Here is a 16,344-nt window from a genome sequence, read left to right on the forward strand (position 1 = left end):
TGTATTCTCCTCCTAATTTCTAAGCGGCTTCCCGGTTTTAAGCATATGATCAATTCTGGCAATGGTTTTGTCCTCTTTGCAGAAGTCCACAAAGGCCTCACGTTCGAGCTTGAGAATGGCTTCTTCGGCAATTTCACTGCCCTCGGCGGCATCGCCGCCGCTGACGACAAAGGCAATGCGTCTGGCCAAAAAGGCATCATATTCGCTCATGAATTTGCCGTTGAGAAAATTGAACAGCTCAGCATTGACCATGCCCTGACCGGCGTTGCCAATCACCTTGATCTTCTTTTTCAGCGGGGGAACATATCCGTCATCCACCATTTTAAGCACTTCTTTCTTAGCTTCCCCTACAAGGTTGTCACGGTTCATGACAATCCGGTCGGCAAGGCCGAGGAATCCGTTATCCCGAGCCTGGGCAGCAGACATGGATACGGCGGCCATGGCAATTTTCATGAATGCCTGGACAAATAATTTAGCCAGATCCACCTCTTTTACGGTTTTGCCCGGCAGGGCATCCACATATTTTTTCCACAGGTTCATGCAGCCGCCGCCGGCGGGCAGCAGTCCCACGCCGATTTCAACCAGACCCATGAAGAGTTCGGTATGGGCAACGATTCGGTCTGCGCTCAGGCAGGTTTCACAGCCCCCCCCTAACACCATGCCGTAAGGTGCGGCAACAACGGGAAAGGGTGCATATTTGGCGCGCTGGATCCCGGCCTGGCCTTTTGCCAGGAAGGCATCAATTTCCGTGTATTTTTTATCGTGGCACAGTTTGGATACAAAGGAAAGGTCTGCGCCGGCAGAAAATGCACCGGGCATACCGCCGGCTTCGTTGCCGATAACAAGACCGGCACCGTTTTCTTCGACATAGTCAAGGGCTTTACCGATGGAATCAACGATTTCGCCGTTAATGGCATTCATCTTGGTGTGGAATTCAATGCAGAAGACATCGTCTCCGATGTCCACCAGTGATGCAGAGGCATTTTCGAATACGGTTTTATTGTTGCCTTTGGCGGCAGCAATGGAAACCATATTTTTAGAAACCGGAACCGCCTTGTATTCGCTTGCAGCAAAATCAAAGTAGTAGCGGATACCGTTTTCAAGTTTGTAAAACGATTTTTCTCCCTTGGCCAGCATCTGTGTCACATTGGCAGGCACTTCAAGGCCTTCGTCTTCCATGCGGTCAACAGCTTCTTGAACACCATAGGCATCCCAGGTTTCAAAGGGTCCCATGGCAAAGTTGTAGCCCCATTTCATTGCGTTATCGATTTCGACGATGGTATCGGCGATCTCTGGGACCCGGTTGGCCGCATACTGGAACGCATTGGCCTGGCATTTCCAGGCAAATTTGGCGCCTCTGTCATCGCCTTTGAGCACGCAGGCAAGTTTCTCTGCCAGGGTATTTTTTTTCTTGGCCTGGTCCAGGCAAGGAAAAGTTGCTCTCTCAAACGCCTCATATTCCAGGGTGTCAACATTAAGCACCTTGCGCAGTTTTTTCCATTCCGGGGTCAGTTCCGTTTTGTAGAACCCGCCTTGGGTTTTGTTGCCCAGCATTTTTTTATCGACCATTGTGGTGATAAACTCGGGCAGGACAAGAGAGTCACGCTGTTCGTCGTCCGGGCACAAATCATAGGAATTTTTTGCGACATGAAGCATGGTGTCGATGCCAACCAGGTCCGTGGTTTTGAAGATGGCGGTTTTAGGGCGGCCCAGGGCCGGTCCTAACAGGGCATCCACTTCGGGGATGGTCATTTTGTCTTCACGCATGAATTTGATGCAGGCACCAATGCCCTGAACACCGATTCGGTTGCCCACAAAGTTCGGGGTGTCCTTGGCCCAGACAATCCCCTTGCCCAGATTTCGTTCGCCAAACCGGGCAATGAAATCCATGACGCCGGGTTTGGTCTCAGCGCCGGGAATAAGTTCGAGCAGGTGCATGTAGCGTACCGGGTTAAAAAAATGGGTGCCCATGAAGTGTTCTTTGAACTCCTGGGGAAAGCCTTCGCTCATATCCTTGAGGGGAATCCCGGAGGTGTTGCTGGTAACAATGGTGCCTTCTTTTCTGACCTTGGCCACTTTTTCAAACAGATCTCTTTTAATTTTCAGATGTTCCACAACCACTTCAACAATCCAGTCGCATTCCGACAGCTTTTCAATGTCATCATCCAGATTTCCCGTGCGGATGCGTGAGGCGTCTTTTTTGCTGTAAAATAAAGAGGGGGTCGTTGCCAAGGCCGCGTTCATGCCTGCCTGAACAATGCGGTTTCTCGCCACAGGATCTTTCTTTTCTTCGTCAGTTAAATCAAAAGGGACAATGTCCAGCAGCAGCACGTCGACACCCGCACCGGCAAGAAGAGCGGCGATTCCGCCTCCCATGATTCCGGATCCGATGACGGCTGCTTTTCTGATCTTTCTTACCATGATTTTCTCCTCAAGTTGGGGTATAGACAATAAAAACCAGTTTATGCATAGGTTTCAATAAGTTGTTAAATTACTTTCATGTTTTGTTGAGGGTTGAGTCTGGTGTTGATAAACCAGGTCAGCCCATGGTTCTTATTCTGAAGGAACATTCAGTTTTATTCTTATACATGGAACACGATTGGAAATGGATTGTCAAGAAAAAACATTTTTTAAACGCTCCAGACTTAATTGTTTAAATCATCATTTATTTCAATTTGTTACATCGCATATATATAAGGTCATTTATGATTACAGCCCCAATTATTGGAACAAACCATCTTATGAATTATCATTCATAAATAAATAATGAATCAGCTTGTAAAATAGATAGGGGTTTGATATTTTAGCCCTGTTTCAATAAAGGATATTATTATTTTTTAAGAGAGTCAATGCACCCGATAAATGCAAAGCTGCACCCGAATTCTCCCCTGAACCCAGGCTCAGTTGCCCGTATGATTGCCGGCCTTCAAAGGGAAAATGGAGACATTCCCTGGCATGCCGGAGGGAAAACAGATCCCTGGGACCTTGTGGAATCCGTCATGGGATTGAATATCGGCGGTTTTCATGACCGGGCAATGGCCGCCCTGGACTGGCTGTCCGCCCTTCAGAATGAAAACGGCTCCTGGTATTCATCCTATGTGGATTCGGTTCCCGGGGACCGGACAACCGAAAGCCACATGGCCTGCTATCTGGCCGTGGGGCTGTTTCATCAGTTTTTGATAAAAGGGGATAAGGCTGATCTGGAAAAATTCTGGCCGATCATGTCAAAGGGTGTTTCGTTTGCTTTAAACCTTCAGACGGTCACAGGAGAAATTTACTGGGCAAAGAGCCCCGAGGGAAAGGTTGACCCCATGTCTCTTTTGTCCGGTTCCTCGTCCATATTCATGAGCCTGAAATGTGCCCTGGCCATTTCCGGTATCCTTGGCCATGACCGCCCGGAATGGAAGAATGGGCTTAAAAAGCTTGGCTGCTCCATCAGGGAAAATATTGTTACGTATAACGTGTCCAAGTCCAGATTTTCCATGTACTGGTTTTACCCGATACTGTCCGGGGCATTGCAGGGAAACCGGGCAAAGGCACGTATGGACAGATACTGGCACAAATATGTCATTGAGGGCCAAGGATGTCGCTGTGTTTCTGACCAGCCTTGGATTACCATCGCCGAAACCTCGGAACTGGTGCTTGCGCTTCACGCCATGGGGCGTCGGCAAAAAGCCGGAATTGTTTTTTCCTGGATTCTCAACCGGATGTTTGAGGATCAAACCTTCTGGTGCGGCTACACATATCCGGATATGGTGGTCTGGCCCGAAGAAAAAATATCCTGGACCAATGCCGTGGTTTTGATGGCCGCAGATGCTCTGTACGGCCTGACGCCAGGAGCCCGGTTGTTTGAGCATGACGCCTGGGACGGCTGCCAGTTTAAATACTAAACGATGATTAAGGATAAACGCCCATACTACATCAAACAGGCTTGGTACCGGCTTCAGGATTTTTATGTCCGACGTTATCTTGCTCCCCAGCTCAGCGCCCTGGGCCCCCACCCTTACATCATTAAACCCTGGTATATTGAATTGTTTGGCAGCCCCATCTCCATCGGCAGTCATGCAACCTTGTTTGGGTGCCCGGACAAAAGGACCCGGCTGACCGTGTGGTCGGAAAAAAAAAATATTGACGGTATCCGTATCGGGGACCATGTCCTGATCTCTCCGGGTGTGCGGATTTCAGCGTCCAATTCCATTTATATTGCAGATTCATGCATGCTGGCCAGCCACGCATACATTACGGATTCAGACTGGCACGGTATTTACGACAGATCGTTACCGCCTTCAACCCGGTCAAGGGTGGTTCTCGAAGAAAATGTGTGGATCGGAGATTCCGCCATTGTGTGCAAAGACGTAACCATCGGGAAAAATTCCATTATTGGAGCAGGTGCCGTCGTCACCTGCGACATTCCTGCCAATGCTGTGGCTGCGGGCAATCCGGCCAGAGTCGTCCGGGAACTTGATCCAGCCCGGAAAATCATCACCCGTAAAGACCGGTATGGCGATACGGACAAGATGACAACGATTTTAGAAACGGCTGAAAAAGACTGCCTGGAAGGAAATACGTTTTTAGGATGGATTCGCAGTCTCATCGCCCCAGCTAAGGAATAGAGCCTGAACAGGAACCCATGTTCAAACGCAACGTAGCCAAGAGGCAAGAGGCCGATGCGTAACTTTGCGTTCAAACACCATTCAGGCGATCAATGGTCTGGGTAAAGTATTCAAGAAAAGCCTGGATCTTTTCAATGTCAAAGGTTTTAGACAACTGGAAAAGCTCTTTACCGAATGTTTTAACCGCTTCAATTTTAAAAACTTTTCCGGTTTCAGTGATTCTTACGGCAAATCGTTGGATCTCGGATATTTTCAAAGCCTGTCGGGTTGATGGGATATGGGGGGCAATATCCCTGCGCAATCTGTCCAAAAATTCATCGGGCAATGTCTCTTTGTCCAGTGTATCCAGCCCACTTAAGGCAAAAGAGCGTTCTGCGGCATCAGGCGCCGGGTTGATGAATCGCGTTAAAACGCCCATCAGGCGGTCTATGGCAATTGGCTTGGCAATGGTGCAGGCAAACCCCCCGGGATTCAAGTTCCTCTTCGGTCCATGGCATCATGCCCGCAGTCATAAGACATATGGGAATATGGGCAACGGCCGGGTCTGCTTTCAAACGTGCTGCAGTTTCCATACCGTTGATTTCAGGCATTTTCAAATCGATGAATATCAGGGCCGGCTGCTGTGCTTTGGCATGCTCAATCGCCTGGATACCGTCTGCCGTCTCAATGACTTCCAGATTAATTTTTTCCAGGATTTCCTTGAGCATGAACCGGATCTCCCGCTGGTCATCCACAATAAGAATCCGATCTTTAGCAAACTGCATGCTGGTCCATGCGAATGTGTTTACTTCGGCCGGTACGGGACTTTGGGTGTGATAGCGTTTAACATCCGGCAGAAAGATGGTAAAGATACTGCCTTGATCCGGTTTACTTGACACGGAAAGATTTCCGCCCATAAGCTCTATAAGCTGTTTGCAGATGGCCAGCCCCAGTCCGGTACCGCCGAATCTCCGGCTGGTTCCGGCCGATGCCTGTTCAAACGCCTCAAATATTTTATCCTGCTGGGTTTCGCAAATACCGATGCCGGTGTCGGCTACCTGGATAATAAGATCCGCGGAATTTCCCTCGTTTTCAGGGTTAGTACGAATTTGTGCTTTAATGGAAATCGTGCCGAATTCAGTGAACTTCAGGGCATTGCCCACCAGATTAATAATAACCTGGCGCAAACGCATTTCATCCAGGTCAAGGGCGCCTGTATCATTCTCAGGCAGTTCAATGAAAAAGTCCAAATTTTTTGTTTTCAGTTTTATTTTAAACAGCCGGAATATTTCATTGAATAACGACCTTAAAAAGACAGGTTTTCGGTGAATTTCCAGTTTACCGGCCTCCATTCTGGACAGGCTAAGTATGTCGTTGATCAAGTCGGAAAGATTTTTTCCGGCGGTATTAATGGCTGACAGGTAGCCAGCCTGCTGCTTTTCGGTGATCATTGTTTTCAAAAGCTCGCTGAAACCGAGAATTGCGTTCAAAGGTGTTCGAATTTCATGACTCACATTGGCTAAAAACTCACTTTTTACCCGGCTTGCCCGTTCCAGTTCCTCCTCTTTCTGCCTGCGAATCTGGATTTCAGTATTCAAGGCTTTATTGGCTGTCTCAAGATCTCTGGTGCGTTCTTGTACCCGGTTTTCCAGTTCCTGGTGATACAGTTTCAGGGCCTGTTCCGCCTGTTTTCGTTTGGTGATATCCCTTAAGTTAATAACCATCCCCTTGATGGTGGGGTGATCCATGAGGTTTTTGGAAATGCATTCAAGGATACACCAGTGATCGGCCTCGTGCCTGAACCGCACGGCTGTCGGATGGGACTGGATCAAAGAGGCCACACGGAGGGCAAACCTTTCGGTCAGTTCCTCTTTTTCCTGGGGATGTATAAAATCCTGAACATTACGGCCTATAAGCGCTTTGGGCTGATATCCAAGAATCCGAAATGTAGACGGGCTGACATAACGAAAAATTCCTTCCCGGTCAAGAATCCAGATCATATCGTTGGCATTTTCAATTAACGCCCTGAAATGCTCTTCATTCTGTTTTAATGCGTATAGACTGTCCTGGAGTCGGAATGCCATCCGGTTAAACTCTTTTGCCAGAAGACCGAATTCATCGTCGGACTGAATGTTGATTCTGGTGTCGAGATTACCTTTGCCAAAAGCCTGGGTCCCTAAAAGAAGCACCTTGAGCGGACGGGTCAAGCGGGCGGTAAAAAACATCAGAACCAGGGAGATGATAATGGCGATTAACATAAACAATCCATACAGATAGGGCTGCATCCGGTTTATGGTACCGTACAGCTCCTCTGTGGGGTCCGCCGCCAGGACATACCACTCCCAGGACGCAAAATACCCAAACCGCACAAGGAGACGCTCCCCGGCAAGGTCGATAATTTTTCTCCCCCCTTGATCTGTTAAAGAAAAAAACCATTTTTCCCGGCCCAGGTCCGTATCATTAAGGTATTTATTAGGATGAAAGATGATAGCCCCGCTGTGATCGACTATAAAAAAAAATCCTTTATTTCCGATGGTGATGTTCCGGATACGGGCTGTTGCGTCCTCTTTTGCCTTGGCAATGCTTGCCGGAATGCTTTCCAGACCGTAGTCATGAAGAATTTTTTCTTGCTCCCGGACAATTTCCAGGGCCATATTCAAACGGGTGGAAAGCCAGGCGTCCCCAAGATCAAGAAGGGCTGTCCGCGAAAAATGATATGTAATCGCAATGGTTGCCGCCAGAAAGAAAAAAATAACCGGGAGGGTTGGAAGTAAAATTTTAGTGTAGGTTTTCATTTTACGGCGATGACCGGCGTCCCTAATCCGGCGATGTGATTAGCAATAAATTCAAACATGATATATGTCATGGTCTTCCACACACGGCTCCCTGTCATTTACGAATAAATCACTATACACAAAAGCGACAGGAAAATAAATTTTTCAATGTATCTGCTGACGTAAAGTCAACACAGATATGATTAACGAAATCCGACGGCGTCGGCGTCGATTGGATTTTTTACGGGGTCATCAATATTGTGAAAATTACTGCAATTTGTTAAAGAATATTCATGATTTTGTCTCTTAAAAATATTATTGACCTTGATTTTCTCCTGGGTCTGGATGAGGCCCCGGAAAATACCGAGACCAAGGCCATTGCATCCCGGGACAGGGATATCTTCCGCCGGATTAAAAACGGTGACCGCCTGGATGATGCCGGGCTGATTGCAGGATGGCTGGAACACCGGCGCGTGTTGTTTTTTCAAGAGACCGGTAACGGCGGGATCGGGGCGAAGCTTCCTGGTGAGTTATTTGAGTCTTTTTACCTCTGGATTGCCAAGGTCGTATTTGCCTGTGGTCTGGCTGCCGGGGGTATGGGCGCGTATTCGTTTCTGGCTTACCACGGCAGCCGGCCTGTGAATGTGACGCTGTTTATCACTGTGTTTATCCTTTTTCCGGCTTTGCTTTGCCTGGCTGCTGCACTGGTGGGGTTCCATCAGTTCCGCTCCGGCCCTTCCGGGTCGGGCTGGACCGGCGTGCTGCACCGGTTGTCCATGCGCCTGTTCATTGACAAATTCATGGGGCGGATGCAAAAATGGGCCGCACCTGTTCAAAAGCATTTTCCTCAATTTTCAACGGATGCCAAAGATTTGCTGCATCTGGATACCCGCCCCTTTCGAAGTATTCTGTTCTGGCCGGTGTTCATTGTGCTCTCCCTGGGCGCACTGGGATTTTCAGCCGGAGCGCTTGGCGGCACGTTTTTCAGGATTATGGTTACGGATTTGGCCTTTGGCTGGCAATCCACGATTTTAACTTCCGGTGAGAGTGTTCACCGCTTGGTGACCTGGATGGCATTTCCCTGGTCCTGGGCCATGCCGGATATTTTTGTGCCCACCCTTGAACAAATAGAAGGCAGCCGCATTGTGCTTAAGGAAGGCATTGTCGGACTGGCCAGTGAACATCTGGCTGCCTGGTGGCCATTTCTGTGTATGGGGCTGTTGGTATATGCCCTTATTCCCCGATTGATTTTAGTGGGATTGGCCCGTGCAGCCAGGACGTTGGCGCTTGCCCGGTTTGATTTGTCCCGGCCCGGGTACCAGCGCCTGCTCATGCGCATGCGCACCCCCCGCATGGGGATGGACATCAAAGAGACCGGAGGCACCCGGGCGAAATTCAGAGCGCCGCTGCCTAGGCCTGAACCCGCGCCTGTGGAAAAAAAAGATGAGGAATCTGTTGTTATGCCTCAACCCGATGCGACTTTCAACACACCCAAACCCAAATCAGCCCCGGTCCCAAAGCCGGAACCTGAACCGGAACCCCAATTAGAACTCAAACCGGAACCAGAAACTGAGCCTGCTCCCCGGCCTCCGGTTGTATCGGATGAACGCCATGTAAAAAAGAATACAACCGGTGCACTCGTGCTTGGATCAGCCAGGGGTTTTGAAGAAAATGATATGGAACAAATCCGGGCTGGTCTGGCACAGCAGTTTGGTGTCCATGTTGCCGGTACCGTCGGCATCCATTTTGATTTTGATGAAGACAAAAATCAGATAGCAACCCATGTTAAGGATTTGGGCCAGGGGCCTTTGATCGTGCTCCAGGAGGTCTGGCAGCCGCCCATCCGTGGATTGCTCTATTACTTTGTTCAAATCCGTGAGATTTTTTCTGATTTTCCCCTATGGATTGTAATGATTCAGACAATGGAGCAGGGAGAAAAAGATGTGGCGCCTTCAGATGTGAATTTCCAGGTGTGGAAAAGTGCCGTAAACCAGCTCAACGATCCTATGATCGTCATTGAAAGGTGGGTGTCGCCATGATTGCAGTGCCTGAATTTGCCGTTTTGGGGCACCCCAACGAAGGCAAGTCCTCGGTGGTGTCCACCCTGACCGAAGATGACCGTATCCAGGTCAGCCCGGTGCCGGGTGAAACAAGGGTCTCCAAATCCTATTCCGTGACCTTGGATGACAAAGAGATCATCCGGTTTGTGGATACCCCGGGATTCCAGGTGCCCCGCCAGACCCTTTCCTGGTTCAGAAAGAATCCCGGACCGGACATGGTGGTCCGGTTTATTGCCGAACATGAAAAAGATCCGTTTTTTGCCGACGAATGCGAATTGTTGACACCGGTGGCCAATGGGGCCGGTATTATTTATGTGGTGGACGGGTCCCGGCCCATAAGAGAAGATGATCTGGCTGAAATGGAAATCCTGCGGCTCACGGGACGGCCCAGGATGGCAATTATAAATTCAAAATCCGATACCCGGGATAATACCGCGATATGGAAGGAAGAGTTCCGAAAATTTTTTAACGTGGTCCGGGTTTTTAATTCCAACCAGGCCGATTTTTATGAGCGCATCCGGCTTCTGGAAAGCCTTAAAGCCATTGATCAGGATATTGAACCGTTGATGGAAGGTGTGATTCAGGCGTTTAACATGGAGTGGGAAAAGCGTAACCGCATGGCCGGTGCTTACATTGTCCACGGCATGGAACAAATTTTGACCTTTTCTTTGTCCCGCAAACTCAAAGCCGACATGGATCCCGTGACGCTCAAGGAAGACCTCACCCGGGAATACCAGGAAAAAATCCGGAATATTGAACAAAAAATGTTTGGCCATATCCGTTCATTGTTCCGCCATCATCTCTATGATTACCCATTGCCAGCCTGTTCCATTCTCAGGCATGACCTATTTTCAGACCAGACCTGGGAGATGCTGGGGCTGACCCGGGCCCAGGCCGCCACCGCCGGTGCGGTGCTGGGGGGAACCCTTGGAGCGGTGCTGGATACGGCTGCAGCCGGACTGACCTTTGGAATTTTTACGGCCATTGGCTCTGCCGTGGGAGCCGGCTCCGCCTTTATGGGCATCCGGCGTCTGGCCAGTGCCGCCTCGGGCCTGGGCGGCGACCGGGTCCAGGTGGGTCCCAATGAAAATATTCAGTTTTTGTATATTCTTCTGGACCGGGCATTGCTCTATTACACCCATATGAGCCGACGGGCCCATGGCAGGCGTGATGTCCCTGAAACAGAATCCCAGCTTGCTTCCAAGGGGGAAAAGGCCGGCATATCCACGCTCTTGACAACAAAACAACACCGGGTCTGCATGGAGTTTTTTAAAGCCTGCCGGAAAAAACATTCAACATCCGGCAAAAAACATTCACCGTCCTTTGATCTGCTGGTTGCGTCTTTGCTGAAAGATATCCTTAAAAGACGTATCAATCCCTGATAATATTATATGTCCGGATAACATGATCAATAATTCGGGGCGTACGTTCCAACAAGTCCTCTTTAAACACCCGTTCCGAAGGTTTGTGGTAATCCAGTCCCCAGGGCCCTATGTTAATACAGTCCATGGAGATCTTTTCAATTTCATCAAAGGCAATGTGGTAACCGTCGTTTCCCGCCATGTGGGCCAAGGCTGCGGAAAGGATTTTCGGATCATCGGCCATCATGGCATAACTTAAATCGCAGATTCCGGTAAAATAGGCTTCGTTGTCATATTCCTGGCCAAACTGGGCCTGGGTAAAACCGGTTACCATGTTATGGAGGGTGGCCTGGTCAGGATTGGTCACTCCCGGGTAATAGGGGGGACAGAATCCCACAATAACCATGGGACTTTCCAAATTAAAGGCAGCCGTGCGAAACCCGAGTTCCTCGGTGATCTCCAGGTCTTTATCCGGTGCCGGGGTGGCATCCTTTAAATCCCCAAAAGGCATTACGCAGGGCGCCCAGTCAAAGGGTTTTAGGTTCCGGCCGGTTTGTCGAGATAATATCTCCCGTTTTTGGTTAACTCTTTCTTGGTACGCCGATAAAATTTCTCTGCATATGGTTGTCATTTTATTCAACACTGCATCAGGGCCTGTATTAAAAGTTAGAACATTAAAAATACCGTAACAGGCCTCGGGAAAAGAGATATCATAATTTTTTTTCAGGTCCCTTGACCGCATCCAGGTGGGATGGATGCCGGCCTGGTTTCCAACCTGGTCCACGAATTCTTCAGACAGGTCGGTACGGGCCACAATTTGTGCCATAATGCCTGTGGCGTTGAGTCCTTCAAGGACTTTCCCGGCATGGGCCGTTACACCCCGGACGTAGACAAAAACATTAAGTTTGCCAATGGAACCCTGGCTGATAAGCCCTTTTTCTGAATTTCGACGCTGGTGGGGTTCTGAATTGATCATCAACTCATAATCCAGATTCCACTTTTCCCTAAGCCGGCATAAAAGGCCTGTGGCCGCACGCATGCCTGCACTCATATTCTCTTCATCCGGTACGGCCAATAACACAAGGGTGGGCAGTTTCCGCCGTTCCTGATCAGACAGGCGCGCATAGGTATCAAACAGGGCAAGCTGGATAGCTCCGCCGCCTTTCATATCTGCAGCGCCCCGGCCAAAAATCCAATTCCCTGATTCCAAATCTTTTTTTGCGTCCGGCGTCAGTATGGATGCGTCTTCCTTAAGGGCCGCTTCAAGTCTTTCAATATCCAGGGCAAGGTGTTTCAGTGGACCGTAATTGTCAATGACCACCACGTCAAAATGGTGCATGAGAACAATCGTTTTGGTACTGCCGCCCCGAATCATGGCCCAGGCAACCCGGCGCTTGAAGTGATCATTTTTAATATTCCAAGCACCTATATGGTCAGGGTACTGCTGGAAATAGGGCAGTTCGCCCAAGATTCGGTGGATAAATTCCGGCACCAGGGCCTCTCCTTTTGAGTCTGTGATGCTGGGTATGCGGCAATAGGCTTTAAGAATATTATAAATTTTTTGTTTCAATGTATTTTTATGTGAAAGTCTCCAGCAAGTAACTGGATTTTTTCTATCTTTGTTGTGGGCCGAAGCCTGGGGGTAGATAGACCAGGGACGGCCCGTGGCCGTTATATGAAAGTCTGTGTAACCGACACAGACTTTCAACTTTCGTTGTGGGCTGAACCAAGATAGAAGACCAGGTCAGCCCGTGACTGTTATCCAAAATTTGAAAACACAATACAAGCTTGATTAAAATTCAATAAGGTTGCCTAATGAGTTAAACCTCTTGAATTTCCAGGGGCGCCCTGATATAAATTGGCTTTAAAAGCGCCGGCGTAACTCAGTTGGTAGAGTATCTCACTCGTAATAAGGGTTGAGCACCAATAAAATCAAAGAGTTACATTAAAAATTCCCGCATTTTTCCCGCATCACTCAAAAGAAACACTTTTCATTCTGCTCATTTGCTTTTCGATATTTTCTTGTAAAACGTCCGCATAAAGTTGTGTTGTTCGAATGTCTGTGTGACCTAAAATTTTCTGGACCATTTCCAGATCAATGCCGTTTGCAAGCATGGTGGTGGCTGCAGTATGGCGAAGATCATGGAACCGAGCGGTCACTCCCAGCGGCTTGACAATTTTATCTCTGAAATAATTTGATAGCGTTGAAACGTGGGAAAATTTGAAAATCTTGCCGATATCTTTGCGGTCCGGCAAAGCCTGTGGAAGCAGATAAAAAGCCCTCTCTTTGTTTCCTTTACCTACCACAGTTAATGTGTCACCATTTATGTGCTCATACCTGGCCCGAACAATTTCAGAACGCCGACAGCCGGTAAACAGAGCAAAATTGATTACCCGGTACATTTCAATGTCTTTGGCTTTGGCCTGACCCAATATCCGTTTGATATCATCCTGTGAGATTGGCCGAGGCAATGACCGGCCCATCTTATATTTTTTGATCGGTGGAACGCGGTCAAGATAGCCTTCTGCTTTTGCCCATTCCAGACCGGCTTTTATTCTGGCAAGGTACGTGTTCACGGACACTTTTTTCATCCGGCCTAAAGAATGAGCCTTGAACTCTTTTATAGTGTCTTTCGTGATCAATCTTATAGGGATGTCGCCAGCCACATCTTTAAGAGCTGTTATGGCAAGGACGTCATTTTTTAAGGTACTTTCTGATAATTCGGATCTGTCCGGATCAGATGTATAAACATCTGCAAATTCAGACAAGGATAAGCGTTCTTTCCTATCCAGCAGGAGCAAGCGTCCGCGCAGGCGTTCGGCTTCCATTTCCTTAAAAATAGCATTTGCCTTTTTAGGATCTTTTGTCCGTAACGCCTTTGACCGGTTCCTGGCATACTCAACATGAAACCAACCATTTCTTTGAAACAGCCTCATCTGAAACATTTACGCTTTTCTCCTAATATGGTCAAGTATGCTCCGTGCCTCTACATTTATTTCATCCCATGGTTGATGCCAAAACTCATCAATGCTCTCACGGTCAAAAGACCACCCTGCCCTCTTTTCCCGCTTTATTTTTCTGCCTTTGATCTTCCCGGCCTCAGCCATTTTTATAAGTTGCTTTTGGCCGATACCTGAATAGATAGCCGCTTGCTTAAGACTCATATACCGAACGGATACAGCATTGAGTTTCTCGGCTATCTTAGCAGCTAATATATCAAGTTCAGGTTCAGTCATTTTATTAATAAAATTATTCTATTAATTATTTTCTGTTTTTTGACAAATGACCTTTGGCATAATCCGAATAGCAACAATGCAGATAGGTGTTGTAATCAATTTTGCCTGCCATGTATTCATGCTCAAATTTCGTTACGCTGCTTTTACCGTTTTTCTTTACCAGCCGATAAAGATGATTTTTCAATTCTCGTGGGTTCATTTTAATCATTCGTTATTAAGGATTTACCGGGCATCTTGCTGAATTGATCAGGATAATGATTAGAAAATGCCCAGGGTATGCCACATAATAAAAGTATTTTTGGATCATTCTTGGCAAAGGAATGGTGACCCTGGAGTACATGAGGAAGACTGCAGCCGGACCAAACAAAACATAACCGGCTCCGGACAAATAATGGACCAGGAGGTAAAAGGCCATCATTGTGCCCAGGAGGTACACCGGGCGATGGTGCAAAAAATAAATGGCAAAGACTATGAAAATATAGATTGATACGACGTTGGCCAACACAAGAAGCAGGGTTAAATAAAATGCCTGATAGCCGTGCCGATCATACAGGACAAGGATGATTAGACCGAAAAGCAGGGTATAAAGATCATTGAGTCTGTGCAGGTCCGGGAACAAGATATTAAACAGAGGTTGGGTAATGCATGCGCAAGTCACCAGGGAGATGATATATAGCTGGAGGTCTTTGGTATGTTTCAGGCCCTGGGTAATGAAATAGGCAAACAAAGGGAACGACAGCGCGCCCAGGGATCTCATGATAAATTCATGTTCCGGGAAAAAGAATATGGCCGAATGGTCAATCACCATTGTGATGAAGGCAATAAGTTTAATCATTTTGATGATCCCAGACTTATGGTGTAAGAGATCAGCCTGAAAACACAAAATGAAAAGGAAATTGTCACAATAGGCAAGCCAACATAGGTGACGATGTCACTGATAAAAAGAGCCAGGTCAAAGCCTTCGGGTAAAGAGATCATTTTAAAGCCTCAACGATAAGCCCAGGGCCAGGGCGTTACATGAAAGTGCGCCGATGATTAACGATATGCTTTTGGACATCAGATCTGAGGTGTCGGTAATTTCAATATAGTCGACTTGACCCGGATCAGAATCAAGATCCGTCACCGAGATCGATGTTCTTTGGTAATACGCTTGGGTTAAAATATTGATTTGAGAAAAATCGGATGTATTAAAAAGATAGTCGTCGACAACAAAGAATGCGGTTGCCTGATCCACCCGGTAAAGATCCACCTGGCCGGTCTTGGTGACGGCTGCATATGATTCTGTGTTATAAAGAAGTATTAAAAGAAACAAGACGCCTATTGAATTGAAACGGGAAGATCCAATTCGAAGGGCGGATACGATGGACCGGATAATAACGCCCAGGAGCAGGGAAATCACAACAAGGCCAAAACCATTTCCAAATGCTTCTAAATCTATCATTGTTTATCCTCTGTTTTTCCAATATTTTTCGGCTTTAACATCGTTTAGACTCATTCGATATTCTTCTTCCATTAAAGGTTCACGCCAAGTCCCTTTGCTGTTCTGCCAGCGGGTAAACGCTTTTTTGGCTCCAATCTCCCCCTCGGTCATGCCGAAATTGAAAAGTTCCCGGATTTTTGCAAATGCAAAGACGATGAACAGCAAGGAGAGCATGGCAAGGAGAACTACAGAAATATCGTTTGCAATAAAGCTGGAAAGATTATCAGTGAACTGTGTAAACATTAAATTAACTAAGTCGGTTTCCATAATGCTCCTTTAAGGCAGGGGAACGGGGAGAAGCCCCCATCCCCCTTGAAAAAATTAACCTCGACTCATAACGCGCCGAATGTACTTGTAGGTAAGAAAGCCCAGGTTAATGAGAACAAACGTGGTCAGAACGGTGAGTATCTGACCGTTAAGGGTTGAGATGTCAAACGCGGTCCAGAGATCTGCAACACTCGGTGTGGCAAAGGACAGGCCGAACATGCCGAAAAATGCAGAAAACATAGCTGCGGTGAACATCTGGGAACGGGTAATAAGATTCTTCATGACAAAACTCCTTTTAAAAAAAATTAACGAAAGACTTTGACAAGCAACCCCAGCCCCACAACGATTATCAATATGGTGATAATGCCCGCTGCAGCGGTGTTGACGTCGGTTCTGACACCATCAAACATATCTGATGAAATCAAAGGGGTGTAAGTGGTTGTTGCCAAAGCAAGACCAGTGATCCCGAAAAGGATCAATGACACAACGCTGAGGATTCGCTTAAGAAAACACATAGCGTATCACCTCACTGTTGATTAATATGGAAACCGAAAATTGCGTGGCTTCCTGATT

General features: G+C 47.6%; 15 protein-coding genes. 4 read left to right on the forward strand and 11 right to left on the reverse strand.

What is annotated here, in order from left to right; all coding sequences use genetic code 11:
* Positions 1-12: 12 nt before the first annotated feature.
* Positions 13-2,421: a 3-hydroxyacyl-CoA dehydrogenase/enoyl-CoA hydratase family protein gene (locus B147_RS0119900; protein ID WP_020588965.1), complete on the reverse strand. Its 2,409-nt coding sequence runs from the start codon at positions 2,419-2,421 to the stop codon at positions 13-15.
* 428 nt (positions 2,422-2,849) lie between these two features.
* On the opposite strand from B147_RS0119900, the gene B147_RS0119905 reads away from it, so the two are divergent.
* Both B147_RS0119905 and B147_RS0119910 read left to right on the forward strand, forming a co-directional pair.
* Positions 2,850-3,890: a hypothetical protein gene (locus B147_RS0119905; protein ID WP_020588966.1), complete on the forward strand. Its 1,041-nt coding sequence runs from the start codon at positions 2,850-2,852 to the stop codon at positions 3,888-3,890.
* Between the two features lie 3 nt (positions 3,891-3,893).
* Positions 3,894-4,613: an acyltransferase gene (locus tag B147_RS0119910; RefSeq protein ID WP_020588967.1), complete on the forward strand. Its 720-nt coding sequence runs from the start codon at positions 3,894-3,896 to the stop codon at positions 4,611-4,613.
* 70 nt (positions 4,614-4,683) lie between these two features.
* On the opposite strand, the gene B147_RS0119915 is transcribed toward B147_RS0119910, so the two are convergent.
* Both B147_RS0119915 and B147_RS0119920 read right to left on the reverse strand, forming a co-directional pair.
* On the reverse strand, positions 4,684-5,031 hold the full coding sequence (locus B147_RS0119915) for a hypothetical protein (protein WP_020588968.1): 348 nt from the start codon (positions 5,029-5,031) through the stop codon (positions 4,684-4,686).
* Complete coding sequence (locus B147_RS0119920; protein ID WP_026259744.1) at positions 4,994-7,387, reverse strand: ATP-binding protein; 2,394 nt, start codon at positions 7,385-7,387, stop codon at positions 4,994-4,996. The genes B147_RS0119915 and B147_RS0119920 overlap by 38 nt, the downstream gene beginning before the upstream one ends.
* Positions 7,388-7,659: 272 nt before the next feature.
* On the opposite strand from B147_RS0119920, the gene B147_RS0119925 reads away from it, so the two are divergent.
* Both B147_RS0119925 and B147_RS0119930 read left to right on the forward strand, forming a co-directional pair.
* On the forward strand, positions 7,660-9,405 hold the full coding sequence (locus B147_RS0119925) for a DUF2868 domain-containing protein (protein WP_020588969.1): 1,746 nt from the start codon (positions 7,660-7,662) through the stop codon (positions 9,403-9,405).
* A complete protein-coding gene (locus B147_RS0119930) occupies positions 9,402-10,808 on the forward strand; it encodes a DUF3482 domain-containing protein (RefSeq protein WP_020588970.1) in 1,407 nt (468 codons plus the stop codon). The genes B147_RS0119925 and B147_RS0119930 overlap by 4 nt, the downstream gene beginning before the upstream one ends.
* Here B147_RS0119930 and B147_RS0119935 read toward each other — a convergent pair.
* From B147_RS0119935 to B147_RS0119980, 8 genes are all read right to left on the reverse strand, one after another.
* Entirely contained in the window at positions 10,798-12,279 is a 1,482-nt protein-coding gene (locus tag B147_RS0119935) for a M20/M25/M40 family metallo-hydrolase (protein ID WP_157237967.1), read from the reverse strand. The two genes, B147_RS0119930 and B147_RS0119935, sit on opposite strands and share 11 nt — an antisense overlap.
* 479 nt (positions 12,280-12,758) lie before the next feature.
* Positions 12,759-13,733, reverse strand: a complete 975-nt coding sequence (locus B147_RS0119940; protein WP_020588972.1) for a tyrosine-type recombinase/integrase — start codon at positions 13,731-13,733, stop codon at positions 12,759-12,761.
* Positions 13,734-14,024, reverse strand: a complete 291-nt coding sequence (locus B147_RS0119945) for a MerR family transcriptional regulator (protein WP_020588973.1) — start codon at positions 14,022-14,024, stop codon at positions 13,734-13,736. It abuts the gene before it with no gap.
* 214 nt (positions 14,025-14,238) lie between these two features.
* Complete coding sequence (locus tag B147_RS0119955; RefSeq protein ID WP_020588975.1) at positions 14,239-14,859, reverse strand: TraX family protein; 621 nt, start codon at positions 14,857-14,859, stop codon at positions 14,239-14,241.
* Positions 14,860-15,003: 144 nt separating this feature from the next.
* Positions 15,004-15,465 (reverse strand): hypothetical protein, encoded by a 462-nt coding sequence (locus tag B147_RS0119965; protein ID WP_020588977.1) that lies wholly within the window; start codon positions 15,463-15,465, stop codon positions 15,004-15,006.
* A 3-nt stretch (positions 15,466-15,468) separates the two neighbouring features.
* A complete protein-coding gene (locus B147_RS0119970; RefSeq protein ID WP_020588978.1) occupies positions 15,469-15,771 on the reverse strand; it encodes a hypothetical protein in 303 nt (100 codons plus the stop codon).
* Between the two features lie 54 nt (positions 15,772-15,825).
* Entirely contained in the window at positions 15,826-16,053 is a 228-nt protein-coding gene (locus tag B147_RS0119975; protein WP_020588979.1) for a hypothetical protein, read from the reverse strand.
* Positions 16,054-16,076: 23 nt separating this feature from the next.
* Positions 16,077-16,286, reverse strand: coding sequence for a hypothetical protein (locus B147_RS0119980; protein ID WP_020588980.1), 210 nt, complete (start codon positions 16,284-16,286; stop codon positions 16,077-16,079).
* Positions 16,287-16,344 lie beyond the last annotated feature (58 nt).

This window comes from Desulfobacter curvatus DSM 3379 (assembly GCF_000373985.1).
Lineage (GTDB): Bacteria > Desulfobacterota > Desulfobacteria > Desulfobacterales > Desulfobacteraceae > Desulfobacter > Desulfobacter curvatus.